The organism is Bacillus sp. OV166, assembly GCF_900177675.1.
Classification (GTDB): Bacteria; Bacillota; Bacilli; order Bacillales; family Cytobacillaceae; genus Neobacillus.
Map to the genome: position 1 here is coordinate 167,281 of NZ_FXWM01000001.1, position 18,462 is coordinate 185,742.

The window sequence follows — 18,462 nt, forward strand, 5'->3', positions numbered from 1 at the left end:
TGGGGGCCTATAGCTCAGCTGGTTAGAGCGCACGCCTGATAAGCGTGAGGTCGATGGTTCGAGTCCATTTAGGCCCACCATCTTCATAACGGGGCCTTAGCTCAGCTGGGAGAGCGCCTGCTTTGCACGCAGGAGGTCAGCGGTTCGATCCCGCTAGGCTCCACCAAAATCGTTCTTTGAAAACTAGATAATCGTAATGAAGAAGTCAATGTAAGAACCGAGTCAATGCCATTTTAGTTTTCTCTCTTATGTAAGTAAGAGAATAACCTTTTAGGTTAAGTTAGAAAGGGCGCACGGTGAATGCCTTGGCACTAGGAGCCGATGAAGGACGGGACTAACACCGATATGCTTCGGGGAGCTGTAAGTAAGCTTTGATCCGGAGATTTCCGAATGGGGGAACCCACTGTTCGTAATGGAACAGTATCTTTACCTGAATACATAGGGTATGGAAGGCATACCCGGGGAACTGAAACATCTAAGTACCCGGAGGAAGAGAAAGCAAACGCGATTCCCTGAGTAGCGGCGAGCGAAACGGGACATAGCCCAAACCAAGAGGCTTGCCTCTTGGGGTTGTAGGACACTCAACATGGAGTTACAAAGGAACGGGGTAGATGAAGCGATCTGGAAAGGTCCGTCATAGAAGGTAAAAACCCTGTAGTCGAAACTTCGTTCCCTCCTGAGTGGATCCTGAGTACGGCCGGACACGAGAAATCCGGTCGGAAGCAGGGAGGACCATCTCCCAAGGCTAAATACTCCCTAGTGACCGATAGTGAACCAGTACCGTGAGGGAAAGGTGAAAAGCACCCCGGAAGGGGAGTGAAATAGTTCCTGAAACCGTGTGCCTACAAGTAGTTAGAGCCCGTTAATGGGTGATAGCGTGCCTTTTGTAGAATGAACCGGCGAGTTACGATCCCATGCAAGGTTAAGTTGAAGAGACGGAGCCGCAGCGAAAGCGAGTCTGAATAGGGCGTATGAGTATGTGGTCGTAGACCCGAAACCAGGTGATCTACCCATGTCCAGGGTGAAGTCCAGGTAACACTGGATGGAGGCCCGAACCCACGCACGTTGAAAAGTGCGGGGATGAGGTGTGGGTAGCGGAGAAATTCCAATCGAACTTGGAGATAGCTGGTTCTCTCCGAAATAGCTTTAGGGCTAGCCTCACGTAGTAAGAGTCTTGGAGGTAGAGCACTGTTTGGACTAGGGGCCCTCATCGGGTTACCGAATTCAGACAAACTCCGAATGCCAAAGACTTATCCGTGGGAGTCAGACTGCGAGTGATAAGATCCGTAGTCAAAAGGGAAACAGCCCAGACCACCAGCTAAGGTCCCAAAGTATACGTTAAGTGGAAAAGGATGTGGAGTTGTTTAGACAACCAGGATGTTGGCTTAGAAGCAGCCACCATTTAAAGAGTGCGTAATAGCTCACTGGTCGAATGACTCTGCGCCGAAAATGTACCGGGGCTAAACGTATCACCGAAGCTGTGGATTGACATCTTAGATGTCAGTGGTAGGAGAGCGTTCTAAGGGCGTTGAAGCTAGACCGTAAGGACTGGTGGAGCGCTTAGAAGTGAGAATGCCGGTATGAGTAGCGAAAGATGAGTGAGAATCTCATCCACCGAATGCCTAAGGTTTCCTGAGGAAGGCTCGTCCGCTCAGGGTTAGTCGGGACCTAAGCCGAGGCCGAAAGGCGTAGGCGATGGACAACAGGTTGATATTCCTGTACCACCTCTTTATCGTTTGAGCAATGGGGGGACGCAGGAGGATAGGGTAAGCGCGCTGTTGGATATGCGCGTCTAAGCAGTTAGGCTGAGAAGTAGGCAAATCCGCTTCTCGCGAAGGCTGAGCTGTGATAGCGAGGGAAATTTAGTACCGAAGTTCCTGATTCCACACTGCCAAGAAAAGCCTCTAGCGAGATAAAAGGTGCCCGTACCGCAAACCGACACAGGTAGGCGAGGAGAGAATCCTAAGGTGAGCGAGAGAACTCTCGTTAAGGAACTCGGCAAAATGACCCCGTAACTTCGGGAGAAGGGGTGCTTTTTGAGGTGAATAGCCTCGAAGAGCCGCAGTGAATAGGCCCAGGCGACTGTTTAGCAAAAACACAGGTCTCTGCGAAGCCGCAAGGCGAAGTATAGGGGCTGACGCCTGCCCGGTGCTGGAAGGTTAAGAGGAGGGGTTAGCGCAAGCGAAGCTCTGAATCGAAGCCCCAGTAAACGGCGGCCGTAACTATAACGGTCCTAAGGTAGCGAAATTCCTTGTCGGGTAAGTTCCGACCCGCACGAAAGGCGTAACGATCTGGGCACTGTCTCAACGAGAGACTCGGTGAAATTATAGTACCTGTGAAGATGCAGGTTACCCGCGACAGGACGGAAAGACCCCGTGGAGCTTTACTGTAGCCTGATATTGAATTTTGGTACAGCTTGTACAGGATAGGTAGGAGCCTGAGAAGCCGGAGCGCTAGCTTCGGTGGAGGCGTCGGTGGGATACTACCCTGGCTGTATTGAAATTCTAACCCGCACCCCTGATCGGGGTGGGAGACAGTGTCAGGTGGGCAGTTTGACTGGGGCGGTCGCCTCCTAAAGAGTAACGGAGGCGCCCAAAGGTTCCCTCAGAATGGTTGGAAATCATTCGCAGAGTGTAAAGGCACAAGGGAGCTTGACTGCGAGACCTACAAGTCGAGCAGGGACGAAAGTCGGGCTTAGTGATCCGGTGGTTCCGCATGGAAGGGCCATCGCTCAACGGATAAAAGCTACCCCGGGGATAACAGGCTTATCTCCCCCAAGAGTCCACATCGACGGGGAGGTTTGGCACCTCGATGTCGGCTCATCGCATCCTGGGGCTGTAGTCGGTCCCAAGGGTTGGGCTGTTCGCCCATTAAAGCGGTACGCGAGCTGGGTTCAGAACGTCGTGAGACAGTTCGGTCCCTATCCGTCGTGGGCGCAGGAAATTTGAGAGGAGCTGTCCTTAGTACGAGAGGACCGGGATGGACGCACCGCTGGTGTACCAGTTGTTCTGCCAAGGGCATCGCTGGGTAGCTATGTGCGGACGGGATAAGTGCTGAAAGCATCTAAGCATGAAGCCCCCCTCAAGATGAGATTTCCCATAGCGCAAGCTAGTAAGAACCCTGAAAGATGATCAGGTTGATAGGTCAGAGGTGGAAGCGTGGTAACATGTGGAGCTGACTGATACTAATCGTTCGAGGACTTAACCAATTTTTAAGGCATACTTGTTTTTACAACTTCTTCTGTATTATCTAGTTTTGAGGGAATGATACCTCTAAAAAAATAGTCTGGCAGCAATGGCGAGAAGGTCACACCCGTTCCCATACCGAACACGGAAGTTAAGCTTCTCAGCGCCGATGGTAGTTGGGACACGCGTCCCTGTGAGAGTAGGACGTTGCCAGGCAAATCTAAGACAACCAGAAATGGTTGTTTTTTGTGTTTTCGAAGATTTATGTATGGGTGAACAGAAAATGATAATTGTGCCCATGGAAAAGGAAAAGAGCTTGTACCGGTCACAAAAAAGAATAATTGTGCCCATACAACAGAAAAAAAGCCCTCTTCGGTAACATAAAAGGGTCCTATGTTACCGAAGAGGAGGAAAAAGACCAACTTCAGTAACATAGAAGTGTCCTATGTTACCGAACAGGAAGTAAAAAGCCATTGCCGGTAACATAGAAGGGCTTTATGTTACCGAAGAAGAGGAAAAAATCCTTCAACGGTAACAAAAGGATGGTCATAGTTACTATCCCATCAAATACTGATAAATCAAAAACGGTCCTTTCTGCATGGTGACATCAAGAAAAGAACTTATGAATGGATAATCCTGATTGGGCATCATTTTTGTCAGCTCACTCCACCATTCCGTCTCATAGCGGGCGATCATACTTAAATTGTAAAGCAATAAATAATGGACCAATAGTTCTGGGAAATTGAAATAATTCTCTTTATTAAGAGGCAATGAAAAAGTTCCATTCTCAATATTATATTTAAGTGGAGAATTTCCAAAATGAGAAGTCGTGTTCATCGAAAATGCCAGACCATCATTTGAAAATTCCACTCCTTTTTCAAACTTAGATGTCAAAAATTCCTTAAACCGATTTTCTGTCATATGAAAATGATCTAATACGGTTTCAGGTACAAAAAACTGTTTTTGATCCGTTTGTAACTTAATAAATGTTCTTTTCCCTTCAAGTAAAAAGAATAAATCATCCAGTTCTGGTATAAGCTGTAGTAATTCCTCCATTATGACTTTCTCCCCTTCCAATTGTTTCATGTGAAACAATTTTTCAGAGATGAAGGGGAAAAGTCCATTTTTTTGAAATTTAACTTCGTCTTGAAAGAAATGATAATTCTGCTTCTTCCTTTTCCTTGTCGAAACTCCGTGTGCTAAAACCGCCGTTGTTTCTGGGTAAGCAGGATCAATGGTTAATATACATGCTTTAATTAAATGGACGAGACCATAAAAAAGTAAAATTGGTTTTATAATAAGTGGAGAGCGTTCTGCTTGTTGATAATAAATTTGTCCGTGTTCAAGATAATAAAGAAAGGCATAACAATTTTCATAGCTTTTTTGTTCAGGATTCTCGATCTGACGCTTTTGGTAACAACCTTTTAAAAAGCGCTGGCAGTATTCTGCGGAAAAGAAGCAAGAGTAGCTTTTCCAATCTTTATATTCAATACCCAAGACTATATCACCTTTTTCAGAAGAATCAGACTAATACTTATTCCTTGACAGTATTTTATCCAATTGATAACCTACAAATAATATTTTTTTCCTGGGGGCCATAAAAATGTGGGAAAGTAAATTTTCAAAAGAAGGTTTAACGTTTGATGATGTGTTATTAATTCCTGGTAAATCTGAGGTATTGCCAAGAGATGTAAACTTGCAAGTGGAATTATCACCAACTGTAAAGCTGAACATTCCAATCATTAGTGCTGGGATGGATACAGTAACAGAATCAGAAATGGCTATTTCAATGGCTCGCCAAGGCGGTTTAGGGATCATTCATAAAAACATGACCATTGATCAGCAGGCGGAGCAGGTTGAAAAGGTAAAGAGATCGGAAAGCGGGGTTATTACTGATCCATTTTTCCTAACACCAGAGCACCAAGTGTTTGATGCAGAGCATTTAATGGGAAAATATCGTATTTCCGGAGTACCAATCGTAAATAACTTTGAAGAACAAAAGCTTATCGGTATTATCACCAATAGGGATCTTCGCTTTATTTCAGACCAAGATTATTCATTTAAAATTTCTGACGTAATGACCAAAGAGAAGCTTGTCACAGCCCCAGTCGGAACGACGTTAAAAGAGGCAGAGAAGATACTGCAGCGTTACAAAATTGAAAAACTTCCGCTTGTAAATGAGCAGGGTGTTTTAAAAGGGCTAATAACAATTAAAGATATCGAAAAGGTTATTGAATTTCCAAACTCCGCTAAGGATAGCCAAGGCCGTTTATTAGCCGGAGCTGCAGTCGGTGTAACAAGCGACACGATGAAACGTGTGGATATGCTTGTAAAAGCAAATGTCGATGTGATTGTCCTCGATACAGCCCATGGACATTCAAAAGGTGTTCTTGATATGGTAAAGGAAATCAGAACTGCGTATCCTAACCTCACCATTATTGCTGGAAACGTGGCAACAGCTGAAGGAACCAAAGCCTTAATTGAGGCAGGAGCAGATGTGGTGAAAGTAGGAATTGGACCTGGCTCTATTTGTACGACAAGGGTTGTAGCAGGTGTTGGTGTTCCGCAAATTACCGCTGTTTATGATTGTGCATCAGAAGCGCTCAAGCATGGTAAAACGATTATTGCTGATGGCGGCATCAAATACTCTGGTGACATCGTGAAAGCACTGGCAGCTGGTGGACATGCTGTTATGCTTGGCAGTCTATTGGCTGGGGTAACAGAGAGTCCAGGTGAGACAGAGATTTTCCAAGGACGACGTTTTAAAGTATATCGTGGCATGGGTTCCGTTGCAGCAATGGAAAAAGGTTCTAAAGACCGCTATTTCCAAGAAGATAATAAAAAGTTTGTTCCAGAAGGAATTGAAGGACGGATCCCGTATAAAGGGCCGTTAGCAGAAACCATTTATCAGCTGATCGGCGGCCTCAGGTCAGGAATGGGCTATTGTGGAACTAAAGACCTTGAGGAATTAAGGATGAAGGCACAATTTATTAAAATGACCGGTGCGGGTCTTAGAGAGAGTCATCCACATGATGTCCAAATCACAAAAGAGGCTCCAAATTACTCGTTATAATATTTAAAACAGAGAAGCACGGCTTCTCTGTTTTTTTATGAAAAAAGGCCTAGGAATGTTTGAGAAACTTTCAAAAATAGCCATAAGATGGTTCATAGCTCCGTCTATGATTTGCCATAGAGATATGTTAAAATAACCAAAGTGTATAAATTCTTGGAGGGCGTTAAAGTGAACAAACATTTTTATCGGAAATGTATTGCCAGTGCAATGGCAATAATTATGTTTTTTGGACTATTTGCTGGTGTTGATATAGCGAAGGCAGACGCAGCATTAAATGTGAATGCAGACGGAGCTATTTTGGTTGATGGAGAAACGGGCAGGATTTTATATGAAAAGAATGCTGACAGTCCATTAGGAATTGCCAGTATGACGAAAATGATGACTGAGTATCTTTTACTCGATGCTGTAAAACATGGAAAGGTGAAATGGGATCAGGAATATACAGTAAGTGATCTTGTTTATAAAATCTCACAGCCGACTGGATTATCTAATGTCCCATTACGCCTTGGTGAAAAATATAATGTTCGAGAATTATATGAAGCAATGGCTATTTATTCTGCAAATGGGACAACCATTGCTCTAGCTGAAGTCATTGGCGGTACGGAAACGAATTTTGTGAAAATGATGAACGACAAGGCAAAAAAATTAGGATTGAAAAATAGTAAATTTGTAAACTCCACCGGTTTGAATAATAAAGATTATAACGGTGACCAACCAGAAGGAACAGGAGCAGATGAAGAAAACGTTATGTCCCCTCATGACGTGGCGACATTAGCTTTTCATCTCATTAATGATTATCCAGATGTGCTAAAAACGGCTAGTACGCCTAAAAAGGTATTCCGAGAAGGAACAGAAGATAGAATAGAAATGCAAAACTGGAACTGGATGCTGCCATCATTGGTTTATGGTTATCAAGGCATGGACGGGCTAAAAACAGGTACCACTGATTTTGCAGGTTACTGTTTTACAGGGACAGCAAGCCGTGATGGTAAACGATTTATAACTGTTGTTCAAAATGCTAAGGATATTAGCGGCAAAAACGATGGGTATAAGGCACGCTTTGGTGAAACGAAAAAAATGCTGGATTATGCTTTTAGCAATTATACAAAGGAAAAACTTGTTCCTAAACATTATCAAGTAAAAGGTCAGAAAACCGTTCCTGTTGTTAAAGGAAAAGAGGATCAAGTAAAAATCTATTCGAAATCAGCCATAAATATGATGATTCAGAATGGCGGAAAAGAAAATTATAAACCAGTTCTTGTACTTGATAAAAAGAAACTGAATAAAAACGGTGAGTTAACCGCACCTATTAAAAAAGGTGAAACGGTGGGTTACTTAACAGTTGCACCAAAAAATGGTGAAAAAGTTAAGTTCTTAACAGCAGCAGGTCAACAAAAGGTCAAGGTTGATGTGATTGCTGCAAATGATGTAGAAAAGTCAAACTGGTTTGTGTTAATGATGAAAGGCATCGGTAGTTTTTTTGGTGATGTCTGGCATGGAATTTCTACTGCTGTTAAAGGATGGTTTTAATTAAATTCAAACAGTATGAAGCTCTAAGTGGGAATAATAGGATGGACGCAAAATGGATTCTTGTCTTGACAGGAATCCTTTTTTGTTGCTTTAATGTTTTTATGGGGTTAAAATAATTCCGACTAAATTAATGAAGATTTCTGAAACTATGAGAAAATTTTTCTTAATATTAAAAGAAATAATTAGGGGGATTTAGAAATGATAACAGGTACTGATCTCGTAAAACGTGGTATGGCTGAAATGCAAAAGGGCGGCGTCATCATGGATGTTGTTAATGCAGAGCAGGCGAAAATTGCTGAAGAAGCAGGAGCAGTAGCAGTAATGGCTTTAGAGCGTGTTCCTTCAGATATCCGCGCGGCTGGCGGTGTGGCAAGAATGGCAGACCCTAGAATCATTGAAGCAGTTATGGGTGCTGTGACGATCCCTGTAATGGCTAAAGGAAGAATTGGACATATTGTAGAAGCGCGCATTCTTGAAGCAATGGGTGTTGACTATATCGATGAGAGTGAAGTTTTAACACCTGCTGATGAAGAATACCATTTAAATAAAAGAGATTATACTGTACCGTTTGTATGTGGCTGTCGTGACCTTGGTGAGGCTGCCCGCAGGATTGGTGAAGGAGCATCTATGCTTCGTACAAAAGGCGAACCAGGAACAGGTAATATTGTTGAAGCAGTCCGCCATATCCGTAAGGTAAATGCTCAAGTCCGTAAAGTTGTTGCAATGAATGAGGACGAGCTTATGACAGAAGCAAAGCTATTAGGTGCACCATATGAAATCCTCTTAGAAATTAAACGCCTTGGCAAGCTGCCAGTTGTTAACTTTGCTGCTGGCGGTGTGGCAACACCTGCTGATGCAGCGTTAATGATGCAATTAGGAGCGGACGGTGTATTTGTTGGTTCTGGTATCTTTAAATCAGAAAACCCAGCGAAATTTGCTAGAGCGATTGTTGAAGCAACTACACATTATCAAGACTATAAATTAATTGCTGAACTTTCAAAGGATCTTGGAACACCAATGAAAGGGATCGAAATTTCATCACTAGCACCTGAAGCACGCATGCAGGAGCGTGGATGGTAATTAGAAAAGCGGAAGGCGCCTGTTTATCGGCGACAAGCAAAAGACGAGCCGTCATGAAGGTTGCTTTTTAACCTTCTTGACGGATTGGCTTATGACCTCGAGCCGATGGCGCCTGGAGCTAGACAGTTATCGAAGTTCAAAACGCATAAAGGGGTATTTTTATGATTAGAATCGGCGTTCTTGCTCTACAAGGGGCAGTCCGTGAACATATGAACTCTATAGAAGCATGTGGTGTAGAGGCCGTCGCAATCAAAAGAAAAGAAGAACTACAAGAAGTGGATGGCCTCATTCTTCCTGGCGGAGAAAGTACAGCAATGCGACGTTTAATTGACAAATATGATTTTATGGATGCCCTAAAAGAATTTGCTCAAGAAGGAAAACCTATGTTCGGTACCTGTGCGGGGCTCATTTTATTAGCAAAAGATCTTGTTGGCTATAATGAGTCACACATCGGTGTAATGGACATTAAGGTGGAACGTAACTCGTTTGGACGCCAGGTTGACAGCTTTGAGGCGGACCTTGCGATTAAAGACGTTGCTGAAAGCTTCCCAGCAGTATTTATTCGTGCACCGCACATCGTTGAGGCGGGAGAGAATGTTGAAATTCTGTCCAAGCATAATGACCGCATCGTGGCCGCACGGGAAGGACAATTTCTAGGCTGTTCCTTCCATCCTGAGTTGACGGATAATCATGGCCTTACCGCGTACTTCGTCGAGATGGTGAAGGAAGCTAAGGCTAAACAGTTTGTATAACAGGGTTGCATTTGGTTTATAATTATAGTAATTTAAAATTACAAAATCTAAATAAAGATTAAAGCAATGAGAGGAACTAGTAACAGGAGATTCATTCTTTAGAGAGCCGGTGGTTGGTGTGAACCGGTGGATGAAGCTTGTGAATCCCTCCTCGAGCAAGGTGCGGAACACCTCCTCATGAGGTCAGTAAGTACTTTCGGTAGAAACCGTTAACGTTTTTTCGAGGTGGACAGTTTTTTCTGTCAACCAGGGTGGTATCGCGAGTAACTCTCGTCCCTGTATTAGGGGCGGGAGTTTTTTTATTTTTAAGCGGATGCGCCCGTGAAGCAAGTCTAATCTAAAATACTTTTATAAAAAAGGAGCGCTGTTATTATGCTAGATATTAAAGTGTTGAGAGCTGATTTTGAAGATGTAAAAGCAAAACTTCAAAAGCGTGGAGAAGATTTATCTGCTCTCGATCAGTTTGAAGAACTCGACCAAAGAAGACGCGAATTGATTGTGGAAACAGAAAAGTTAAAAAGCCGCCGAAATGAGGTTTCCCAGCAGGTTGCTTCTTTAAAGCGTGAAAAGCAGGATGCCGATCACTTAATTAAAGAAATGCGTGAGGTTGGTGACCAGATCAAAACGTTTGATGATGAATTACGAGTGGTTGAAGAGTCATTAGAACTTTTGATGTTGAGCATTCCAAATATCCCGCATGAAAGTGTTCCAGTTGGTGAAACCGAGGATGATAATATTGAAATTAGACAGTGGGGCAAGGTGCGTGAGTTTGAGTTTGAAGCCAAGCCTCACTGGGATGTTGCTGATCAACTAGGTATTCTGGATTTTGAACGGGCTGGTAAAGTAACTGGAAGCCGCTTTGTCTTTTATAAAGGGTTAGGAGCTCGTTTAGAACGTGCATTAATGAGTTTCATGTTAGACCTCCATGTTGATGAGCATGGCTATACAGAAATATTGCCGCCTTATTTAGTCAACAGAGCTAGCATGACTGGAACTGGCCAACTTCCTAAGTTTGAAGAAGATGCCTTTTTGATTGAAAATGAAGATTACTTCTTGATTCCAACAGCTGAGGTACCTGTTACCAATCTTCATCGAGATGAGATTTTAAGCGGCGAACAATTGCCGATCCGCTTCGCCGCATACAGTGCGTGTTTCCGCTCTGAGGCTGGCTCCGCGGGCCGTGATACACGAGGTTTGATTCGTCAGCATCAATTTAATAAAGTTGAACTTGTTAAGTTTGTTAAGCCTGAGGATTCTTATCAGGAACTGGAAAAGCTGACAAATGACGCTGAACGGGTATTACAATTACTTGAACTGCCATACCGTGTGTTAAGCATGTGTACAGCTGACCTTGGCTTTACCGCAGCAAAAAAATATGACATTGAAGTTTGGATTCCAAGCTATGGGACTTATCGAGAAATTTCTTCTTGCAGTAATTTTGAGGCCTTCCAGGCAAGGCGGGCAAATATTCGCTTCCGTCGCGAACCAAAGGCTAAACCAGAGCATGTACACACCTTAAATGGTTCTGGCCTCGCGATTGGTCGTACGGTGGCTGCAATTTTAGAAAATTACCAGCAAGCCGATGGCAGTGTCGTGATTCCTACGGTTTTACGTCCATATATGGGCAACCGCGAAGTCATTGCTCCTATGTAAAATTACAAAAAACTGGACAGACCAAAAATTTGTCCAGTTTTTTTATTTAGTATGTTGACATAGGAAAAACAATATGGTAAATTAGTTTTTGTTGATACGGAGGAATACCCAAGTTTGGCTGAAGGGATCGGTCTTGAAAACCGACAGGCGGGTCATACCGCGCGGGGGTTCGAATCCCTCTTCCTCCTCCATTAAAATTTTAAATCGCGCATAAAAACTGGAGATAAAGGTTCGTTACATTATATGTAACGGCTTTTTTTTATGTCTTTGAATCCAGCTCCAGATCCAAACGGCTAGTGTCCTTCGCTCTCCGCCCTACGATAAGTCAAGCACGAATGCGCTAACGCTCTCCGTGTTTCCTTTATCTCAGTTGGAGCGCTCCAGGCCATACGCCGCTGAACGGGTGCTCCCGCTTTATATAAAAAAACACATATTGGATTATCCAATATGTGCTGTTCTCATATTTAATATTTCTTGTAGTTTATCTTCAACCGCACGGCAGACCTTAGTGGCATCTTCTTCACTTTTTACAACGTCTGTCGTATCCATATCAATCACTAATACTTCACTTGCTGCATACTGATTCATGACCCACTCATCATAACCCTTCCAAACTTCGAAGTAGTATTCCTTCAGCTCAGGGTTTATTTCAAAGCTTCGACCGCGCGCCATAATCCGATCAATTACCGTATCGAACGAACCTTTAAGATAAACCATTAAATCTGGCGCTTTCCTTGGAAGTTCATTTAGTTCTTCTAGCATATTTTCAACTAGGTCTTCGTAAATTTTAAATTCCAAATCAGATATTCTGCCTAATGATTTATTTACATAAGCAAAATACCAATCTTCATAAATGGAACGGTCCTGAATGGTGTAAACAGGCTCTCTCCAACCGACGCATTCCTTAACGGTTTTAAAGCGTTTATTTAAGAAGAATAATTGAAGAAGGAAGGGAATTCTTTTTGCATCTAATTCTTCAGGTGTTAGTTCATAATAGAGAGGAAGAATCGGATTGTCATCCACCGATTCATAAAACACCTTACTCTCTATTCCTCTATTTTGAAAGTGTGCATTCAATGTGTCTGCTACACTTGTTTTTCCAAGACCTATCATACCACCAATTACGATACTCACTAACATTCCCCTGTTCTATAGTGTTTTAGTCCAGCTGCTTTTTTTTAATGCTAATGTTAACTGACTAATAATATGGTTTAAGTCATGTTCATTTTTAACAAAATCCAATTCATCCCCACTGAAACGAAGAACTGGTATTTCCGGATGTTCTTTTTCAAAGATCATCATTGTTTCTTCATAGTCAAGCGATAGCTGTTCTAAATATAAGGGGCTGATATTTTTTTCGACTTCACGCCCTCTTACTTTGATGCGTTTTAACAGCGTGTCTAGGCTTGCATTCAGATAAATAATCACGTTAGGCTTCGGCATATCCTCGGTAAGAATTTGATAAATTTTATAGTATTTTTGATACTCGTCCATACTTAATGAACGCTTAGCAAAAATTAAATTTTTGAAGATATGATAATCCGCTACGACGGATTGATTTTGGCTTAAAAAATGGGTATTGATATCCCCTAATTGCTTAAAGCGATTGCAGAGGAAAAACATTTCCGTTTGAAAACTCCACTCCTCAATATTTTCATAGAATTTCCCTAGAAATGGATTTTCATCAACAATCTCTTTTAGTAATGCAAATTCGAATTGCGCTGAAATGGCTTTAGCGAGAGATGTTTTACCTACACCTATCGGCCCTTCAACGGTAATAAAGGGTGTATCCCCCATTGCAAGTCCTCCTTCTCCAACTGCCTTCACTCTATGTTTCACCAGTTAAACTGGTTATTTAGTCACGTAAAACATGCAAAGACTATTTTATCATAATCTCACCAAGGAAGGGACAAGGAATATTTAGAAGAAATTAGTTTTATGTCAAATATATGAAAAAACTGCCGAATAGGGGCAGTTTTTGTAGAATAAAAATATTTAAGTCGCATGTTTTGTGACATTGAAATTGTCTACGATCAACAGCCAGTTTTGCGGGAAGGCCAGCCCAAGCTTCCAATAGCTCATGCCCCTAATATTTAACTCTTTAATTAAGTCAAACTTTGCCTGGATCGAGCGGGCATCCTCAAACCAAACCTCATGCTGCTTCCCAGCATCGGTATATCTAAAAAATGGGGCCTGGGCTTTGGTGTCATATTGTATCGGGACATTGTGGCTTGCAGCCAGCTGTATCGCCTGCTGTGGGCTCACTGCCTTTGCCACTGACCCCGGCACGAATGGCAATGTCCAATTATAGCCATACAGGTTTTGTCCCATCATAATTTTATTTGCTGGAATATCAGTTATTGCATACTCCAATACTCTTCTTACTTGATCAATGGGCGATACCGCCATCGCTGGGCCTCCACTATAACCCCATTCATAAGTCATAATGACGACAAAGTCAGCGATTTCGCCGTGAGCCTTATAATCATGCCCCTCATACCATTTTCCTTTTTGGGTTGCGCTAGTCTTTGGGGCAAGGGCGGTTGACATGAGCCAGCCTTGACGTGAGAATCTTTGTTTTGCTTTTCGTAAAAAGCGATTATAGGCCTCGCGGTCCGCAGGGCGTAAAAACTCAAAGTCAAAGTGAATATCACGGAAACCATACTTATTGGCAGTGGTGACAATATTGTTAAGAAATTTATCTTGTATAGCGGTATCATTCAAAAGAATTCGACCGAGTTCATCGTTAAACTGGTCATTTTCTTGATTGTTAATAACCATCATTAAGACATTTCGATTGGCTTTAGCAATGGCAGGAAAGTTATTAAGTAATGGTTCTTTCAAGGTACCATCGCGTCGCGCTTGAAAGCTAAAGGGGGCTAAATACGTGAGATAGGGTGCGGCCTCACGGGCACTGGTTTCTAGGATAGGGGCTACAGTGGTGCCGCGCGGTTCAACGTACGCGTTAAACTCGGCGTTTCTTTTTTTACCTTGAGGTATATAGAGACGAAAGCCTACATTAAGTGGTTGATTTACATTAATCCGATTGATGGTGGCAAGCTGCTGATAAGGGACGCCAACCTTTCTTGATATAGAGAATAAGGAATCACCTGGCTGCACGAAGTAAAAGTGACCGATGATTGGAATGACAAGCGACTGTCCGATAACTAGATTGTTTGGATTGGGTAAATCATTGGCCTCAACGATATCTTGAACGGTTGTATGATAAGTCCTAGCGATTGTAGTTAAGGATTCATTACTTTTTATCACATGGATTTGCATCCTAATCCCTCCTTGGCAAATATGCGTTGCAACTATTTTATGAAAGAGGGAGCGGATAAATGATATAATGCTGTTAAATTTCATCTGTACTAGGATGTATGTTTGCCTTTAAGACATTCTTAATGGCAAACATCAATAATTTTATGTAAATCAGCCTGCTATAAATTATAATGGTCATTAATAAAGATGACCGGCAATTTTTTTCCGTTAAATTGAGTTTTTAAAGGGGAAATATGATGACAATTGAGCGTATGCAAGATGAAGATTTTATGAGAGAAGCAATAAAGGAAGCTGAAAAAGCAGAAGAGCTGAAAGAGGTGCCGATTGGAGCCGTTATTGTAATAGAAGGAAAGGTTGTTGCTCGGGCCCACAATTTACGCGAGAGCGAGCAAAATGCCATCGCCCATGCTGAACTATTAGCGATTGATCAGGCCTGCAAGGAACTGCGCTCGTGGCGCCTTGAAGATGCCACCTTATATGTAACGTTAGAGCCTTGCCCAATGTGTGCAGGGGCAATCATGTTATCAAGGGTCAAACGAGTCGTTTATGGTGCAGTTGACCCTAAGGGCGGCTGTGCGGGTACACTCATGAACCTCTTGGGGGATGAGCGCTTCAACCATCAGAGTGAGGTTATCAGCGGTGTATTAGAAAAAGAGTGCGGGCAAATACTCTCCGACTTTTTTCGAAAAATAAGAGAGCGGAAAAAGCTCGAGAAAAAAGTGCAAAAGGATGAACTTACAAAAACTGACAGTGAATAGTGATTGCTTTTTTACGAGAATATTTGTATACTAAGAAAGCGTCATAGAGACGCACTAAACTTTGGTATCAACTTTGCCGTGCTAGGTGGGGAGGTAGCGGTGCCCTGTACCCGCAATCCGCTCTAGCGGGACTGAATCCCTTCCCGAGGCTAACGACCTGTAGGGTCTGCCTTAAGTAAGTGGTGTTGACGCCCGGGTCCTGCGCAATGGGAATCCATGAACCATGTCAGGTCCGGAAGGAAGCAGCATTAAGTGGACGCTCCCATGTGCCGCAGGGTTGCCTGGGCCGAGCTAACTGCTTAAGTAACGCTTATGGGCGTTAGTCGACGGAAGGTGCACGGCAGTTATATTACATAAATTAACTCATCTCAGAATAGGGATGAGTTTTTTTGTTCATTCAACTAGATTCATTTTGTAAAAACCAAAATGGTTAAGGTATAATAAGAAAAGTGGAAAGATGAAAAATTTGAAGGGGGCGATGTCAATTGAGTTATCAGGCTTTATACCGTGTTTGGCGGCCTCAAACATTTATTGATGTAGTAGGACAAGAACATGTAACCAAGACATTGCAAAACGCCCTGCTTCAACAAAAGATCTCTCATGCATATCTTTTTTCAGGACCGAGAGGAACAGGGAAAACAAGTGCGGCTAAAATATTAGCAAAGGCGATTAATTGTGAACGTTCGCCGGTTTCAGAGCCGTGTAATGAGTGTGCATCCTGTCTTGGCATCACCAATGGGACGATCTCGGATGTGCTGGAATTTGATGCTGCCTCGAACTCACGTGTGGAGGAAATGCGTGATGTGCTTGATAAGGTCAAATTTGCACCTACTTCGGTTAATTATAAGGTCTATATTATTGATGAAGTACATATGCTATCCATTAGCGCATTCAATGCATTGTTAAAAACATTAGAGGAACCGCCAAAGCATGTGATCTTTATTTTAGCGACGACAGAACCTCATAAGATCCCCTTAACCATTATTTCAAGATGTCAGCGTTTTGACTTTAGAAGGATTACAGCTGGAGCAATCGTCAAACGGATGAAATTAATCGTTGAGGAAACTGGAGTTAATTGTGATGAGCGAGCCCTGCAATTGATTGCCCGGGCAGCAGATGGCGGGATGCGTGATGCGCTCAGTTTATTAGATCAGGCCATATCGTATAGCCAGGACCAGGTGTCCATTGAGGATGCCTTAACTGTAACCGGATCAGTATCGCAGGGATTTTTGAATAAGCTGGCCTTAGCCTTCCGGGAAAAGGATGTTGCGAGCGGGTTAGAAGCACTGGATGAACTTTTATTCCATGGAAAAGACCCGATGCGCTTTATTGAGGATTTAATTTTATTTTATCGTGATATGCTGCTTTATAAAACAGCACCAAACCTTGAAGAATCCCTTGAAAGAGTGATGCTTGATGATGATTTTCGAATCATGGCTGAAACTATCTCAATGGAGCAGATTTATCAGCTTATCGATCTCTTGAATAAAACTCAACAAGAAATGCGCTGGACCAACCATCCAAGAATTTTCCTTGAAGTAGCGATCGTTAAGTTATGTCAAATGGAAGTAAAACACACAGAGCAAGCAAATCCAGCACAAATTGAACAATTAATAACAAGAATCGGCCAGCTTGAGACCGAACTGCAGCATTTAAAGGAAACTGGTGTGGCGGCAGTCCCACAAGAAACCGCAACACAAGCGCAGAAGTCTGCGCCAAGGTCTTCTAAAAAAACATTTCAGCCTGCAGTTGGAAAAATCAATGAAGTATTAAAGCAGGCAACGAAAAGCGATCTAAATGTCATCAAAGCCAATTGGGGCGAATTGCGGGCTAGTCTTTTAAAATCACAAGCCGCCCTGTTAAACGATGCAGAGCCGATTGCAGCGTCCTCAACTGCTTTTATTATAAAATTCAAGCATGAGATGATTTGTCAAATGGCAATGAATCGTGCTGATTTTCTTGATGCTGTGATCGCCGCATTAAATAAATTAACCGGCAAAAGATTCATCCTTTTAGGTGTTCCTGAAGACCAATGGCTGCCAATTCGCGAAAACTTTTTGAATAGTCATGATGGTGCTGAAGGAGAAACCAGCGAAGCACCTAAGGAAGAAGAACCACATATTGCCGAGGCGAAAAAAATATTTGGCGAAGAATTTGTGGAAATTATTGATTAATAACTAATTAAATGGAGGTAGATGGTAATGATGCGTGGTGGCGGAATGGGAAATATGCAAAATATGATGAAACAAATGCAAAAGATGCAAAAGAAAATGGCGGAAGCACAAGAAGAGTTAGGTGAAAAGAAGATTGAAGGATCTGCTGGCGGCGGAATGGTCACAGTAGTGGTAACCGGTCATAAGGAAGTTGTCGATGTAATTATCAAACCAGAGGCAGTCGATCCGGATGATATCGAAATGCTTCAAGACCTTGTTTTAGCTGCAACAAATGATGCTCTTAAAAAGGTAGAAGAGTTAACAAACAGTACGATGGGGCAATTTACAAAAGGAATGAACCTTCCTTTTTAGGAGTGGAATAGCAAAAGATGCATTATCCTGAACCAATATCTAAGCTGATTGACAGCTTTATGAAGCTGCCAGGTATCGGCCCAAAAACGGCCGGTCGTCTGGCTTTTTTTGTCCTAAGTATGAAAGAGGATACGGTGCTTGATTTTGCCAAAGCACTAGTGAATGCCAAACGAAATCTAACCTATTGTTCTGTCTGTGGTCATATCACGGATCAGGATCCATGTTATATTTGTGAGGACCAACGACGGGATAGAAGTATCATTTGTGTCGTCCAAGATCCTAAAGATGTCATAGCGATGGAAAAAATGAAGGAATTCAACGGTTTGTACCATGTTCTGCATGGGGCGATTTCCCCGATGGATGGGATAGGTCCTGAGGATATCAATATTCCTGACCTCTTAAAACGTCTTCAGGATGAAACAGTTACTGAAGTGATTCTAGCGACTAACCCTAATATTGAAGGGGAAGCAACCGCAATGTACATTTCACGTTTGTTAAGGCCATCAGGGATTAAAACGACAAGAATTGCGCATGGGCTTCCTGTTGGCGGGGACCTTGAATATGCGGATGAGGTAACCTTATCGAAAGCGATTGAAGGCCGGAGAGAATTTTAAAAAGACGCGG

The 18,462-nt window shown here is 42.7% G+C and carries 13 protein-coding genes, 3 tRNA genes, 2 rRNA genes, 1 other RNA gene and 1 other annotated feature; of the genes, 15 read left to right on the plus strand and 4 right to left on the minus strand.

Features of this window, described 5'->3' with window-relative positions; translation table 11 throughout:
• Positions 1 to 3 precede the first annotated feature (3 nt).
• The 4 genes from CCK98_RS00780 to rrf all read left to right on the plus strand — a co-directional run bounded on the left by CCK98_RS00780 (position 4) and on the right by rrf (position 3,401).
• Positions 4 to 80: transfer RNA gene (locus CCK98_RS00780), tRNA-Ile, on the plus strand.
• 10 nt (positions 81 to 90) lie between these two features.
• Positions 91 to 166 (plus strand) — tRNA-Ala (locus CCK98_RS00785).
• Positions 167 to 273: 107 nt separating this feature from the next.
• Positions 274 to 3,208 (plus strand): 23S ribosomal RNA (locus CCK98_RS00790).
• Between the two features lie 76 nt (positions 3,209 to 3,284).
• Positions 3,285 to 3,401, plus strand: a 5S ribosomal RNA gene (gene rrf, locus CCK98_RS00795).
• A 339-nt stretch (positions 3,402 to 3,740) separates the two neighbouring features.
• On the opposite strand, the gene CCK98_RS00800 is transcribed toward rrf, so the two are convergent.
• Complete coding sequence (locus CCK98_RS00800; RefSeq protein ID WP_179195683.1) at positions 3,741 to 4,682, minus strand: YaaC family protein; 942 nt, start codon at positions 4,680 to 4,682, stop codon at positions 3,741 to 3,743.
• Positions 4,683 to 4,788: 106 nt separating this feature from the next.
• Here CCK98_RS00800 and guaB point away from each other — a divergent pair, with 106 nt between their 5' ends.
• The 6 genes from guaB (at position 4,789) to CCK98_RS00830 (ending at position 11,464) form a co-directional block, all read left to right on the plus strand.
• Entirely contained in the window at positions 4,789 to 6,258 is a 1,470-nt protein-coding gene (gene guaB / locus CCK98_RS00805) for an IMP dehydrogenase (protein WP_088084893.1), read from the plus strand.
• Positions 6,259 to 6,477: 219 nt separating this feature from the next.
• A complete protein-coding gene (locus tag CCK98_RS00810) occupies positions 6,478 to 7,788 on the plus strand; it encodes a D-alanyl-D-alanine carboxypeptidase family protein (RefSeq protein ID WP_256942514.1) in 1,311 nt (436 codons plus the stop codon).
• Between the two features lie 198 nt (positions 7,789 to 7,986).
• Positions 7,987 to 8,868: a pyridoxal 5'-phosphate synthase lyase subunit PdxS gene (pdxS, locus tag CCK98_RS00815; RefSeq protein WP_088084895.1), complete on the plus strand. Its 882-nt coding sequence runs from the start codon at positions 7,987 to 7,989 to the stop codon at positions 8,866 to 8,868.
• 161 nt (positions 8,869 to 9,029) lie between these two features.
• Positions 9,030 to 9,620 (plus strand): pyridoxal 5'-phosphate synthase glutaminase subunit PdxT, encoded by a 591-nt coding sequence (gene pdxT, locus CCK98_RS00820; protein ID WP_088084896.1) that lies wholly within the window; start codon positions 9,030 to 9,032, stop codon positions 9,618 to 9,620.
• Positions 9,621 to 9,677: 57 nt separating this feature from the next.
• Positions 9,678 to 9,901 (plus strand) — a binding site (T-box leader).
• Positions 9,902 to 9,992: 91 nt separating this feature from the next.
• Positions 9,993 to 11,273 (plus strand): serine--tRNA ligase, encoded by a 1,281-nt coding sequence (gene serS / locus CCK98_RS00825; protein ID WP_088084897.1) that lies wholly within the window; start codon positions 9,993 to 9,995, stop codon positions 11,271 to 11,273.
• 98 nt (positions 11,274 to 11,371) lie between these two features.
• Positions 11,372 to 11,464: transfer RNA gene (locus CCK98_RS00830), tRNA-Ser, on the plus strand.
• Between the two features lie 247 nt (positions 11,465 to 11,711).
• Here the strand turns inward: CCK98_RS00830 and CCK98_RS00835 are convergent.
• From CCK98_RS00835 to CCK98_RS00845, 3 genes are all read right to left on the minus strand, one after another.
• Entirely contained in the window at positions 11,712 to 12,407 is a 696-nt protein-coding gene (locus CCK98_RS00835; RefSeq protein WP_088084898.1) for a deoxynucleoside kinase, read from the minus strand.
• A gap of 15 nt (positions 12,408 to 12,422) precedes the next feature.
• Entirely contained in the window at positions 12,423 to 13,070 is a 648-nt protein-coding gene (locus CCK98_RS00840) for a deoxynucleoside kinase (RefSeq protein ID WP_088084899.1), read from the minus strand.
• A gap of 198 nt (positions 13,071 to 13,268) precedes the next feature.
• Positions 13,269 to 14,555, minus strand: a complete 1,287-nt coding sequence (locus tag CCK98_RS00845; RefSeq protein WP_088084900.1) for a glycoside hydrolase family 18 protein — start codon at positions 14,553 to 14,555, stop codon at positions 13,269 to 13,271.
• Positions 14,556 to 14,797: 242 nt separating this feature from the next.
• Between CCK98_RS00845 and tadA the strand changes: the two genes are divergently transcribed.
• The 5 genes from tadA to recR all read left to right on the plus strand — a co-directional run bounded on the left by tadA (position 14,798) and on the right by recR (position 18,452).
• A complete protein-coding gene (tadA, locus tag CCK98_RS00850; RefSeq protein WP_088090242.1) occupies positions 14,798 to 15,313 on the plus strand; it encodes a tRNA adenosine(34) deaminase TadA in 516 nt (171 codons plus the stop codon).
• A 76-nt stretch (positions 15,314 to 15,389) separates the two neighbouring features.
• Positions 15,390 to 15,654: signal recognition particle sRNA large type (ffs, locus tag CCK98_RS00855), an RNA gene on the plus strand.
• A 144-nt stretch (positions 15,655 to 15,798) separates the two neighbouring features.
• Positions 15,799 to 17,487, plus strand: a complete 1,689-nt coding sequence (gene dnaX / locus CCK98_RS00860; RefSeq protein WP_088084901.1) for a DNA polymerase III subunit gamma/tau — start codon at positions 15,799 to 15,801, stop codon at positions 17,485 to 17,487.
• Between the two features lie 30 nt (positions 17,488 to 17,517).
• Positions 17,518 to 17,838, plus strand: coding sequence for a YbaB/EbfC family nucleoid-associated protein (locus CCK98_RS00865; protein WP_066259542.1), 321 nt, complete (start codon positions 17,518 to 17,520; stop codon positions 17,836 to 17,838).
• Positions 17,839 to 17,855: 17 nt separating this feature from the next.
• Positions 17,856 to 18,452, plus strand: a complete 597-nt coding sequence (gene recR, locus CCK98_RS00870) for a recombination mediator RecR (protein WP_088084902.1) — start codon at positions 17,856 to 17,858, stop codon at positions 18,450 to 18,452.
• Positions 18,453 to 18,462 lie beyond the last annotated feature (10 nt).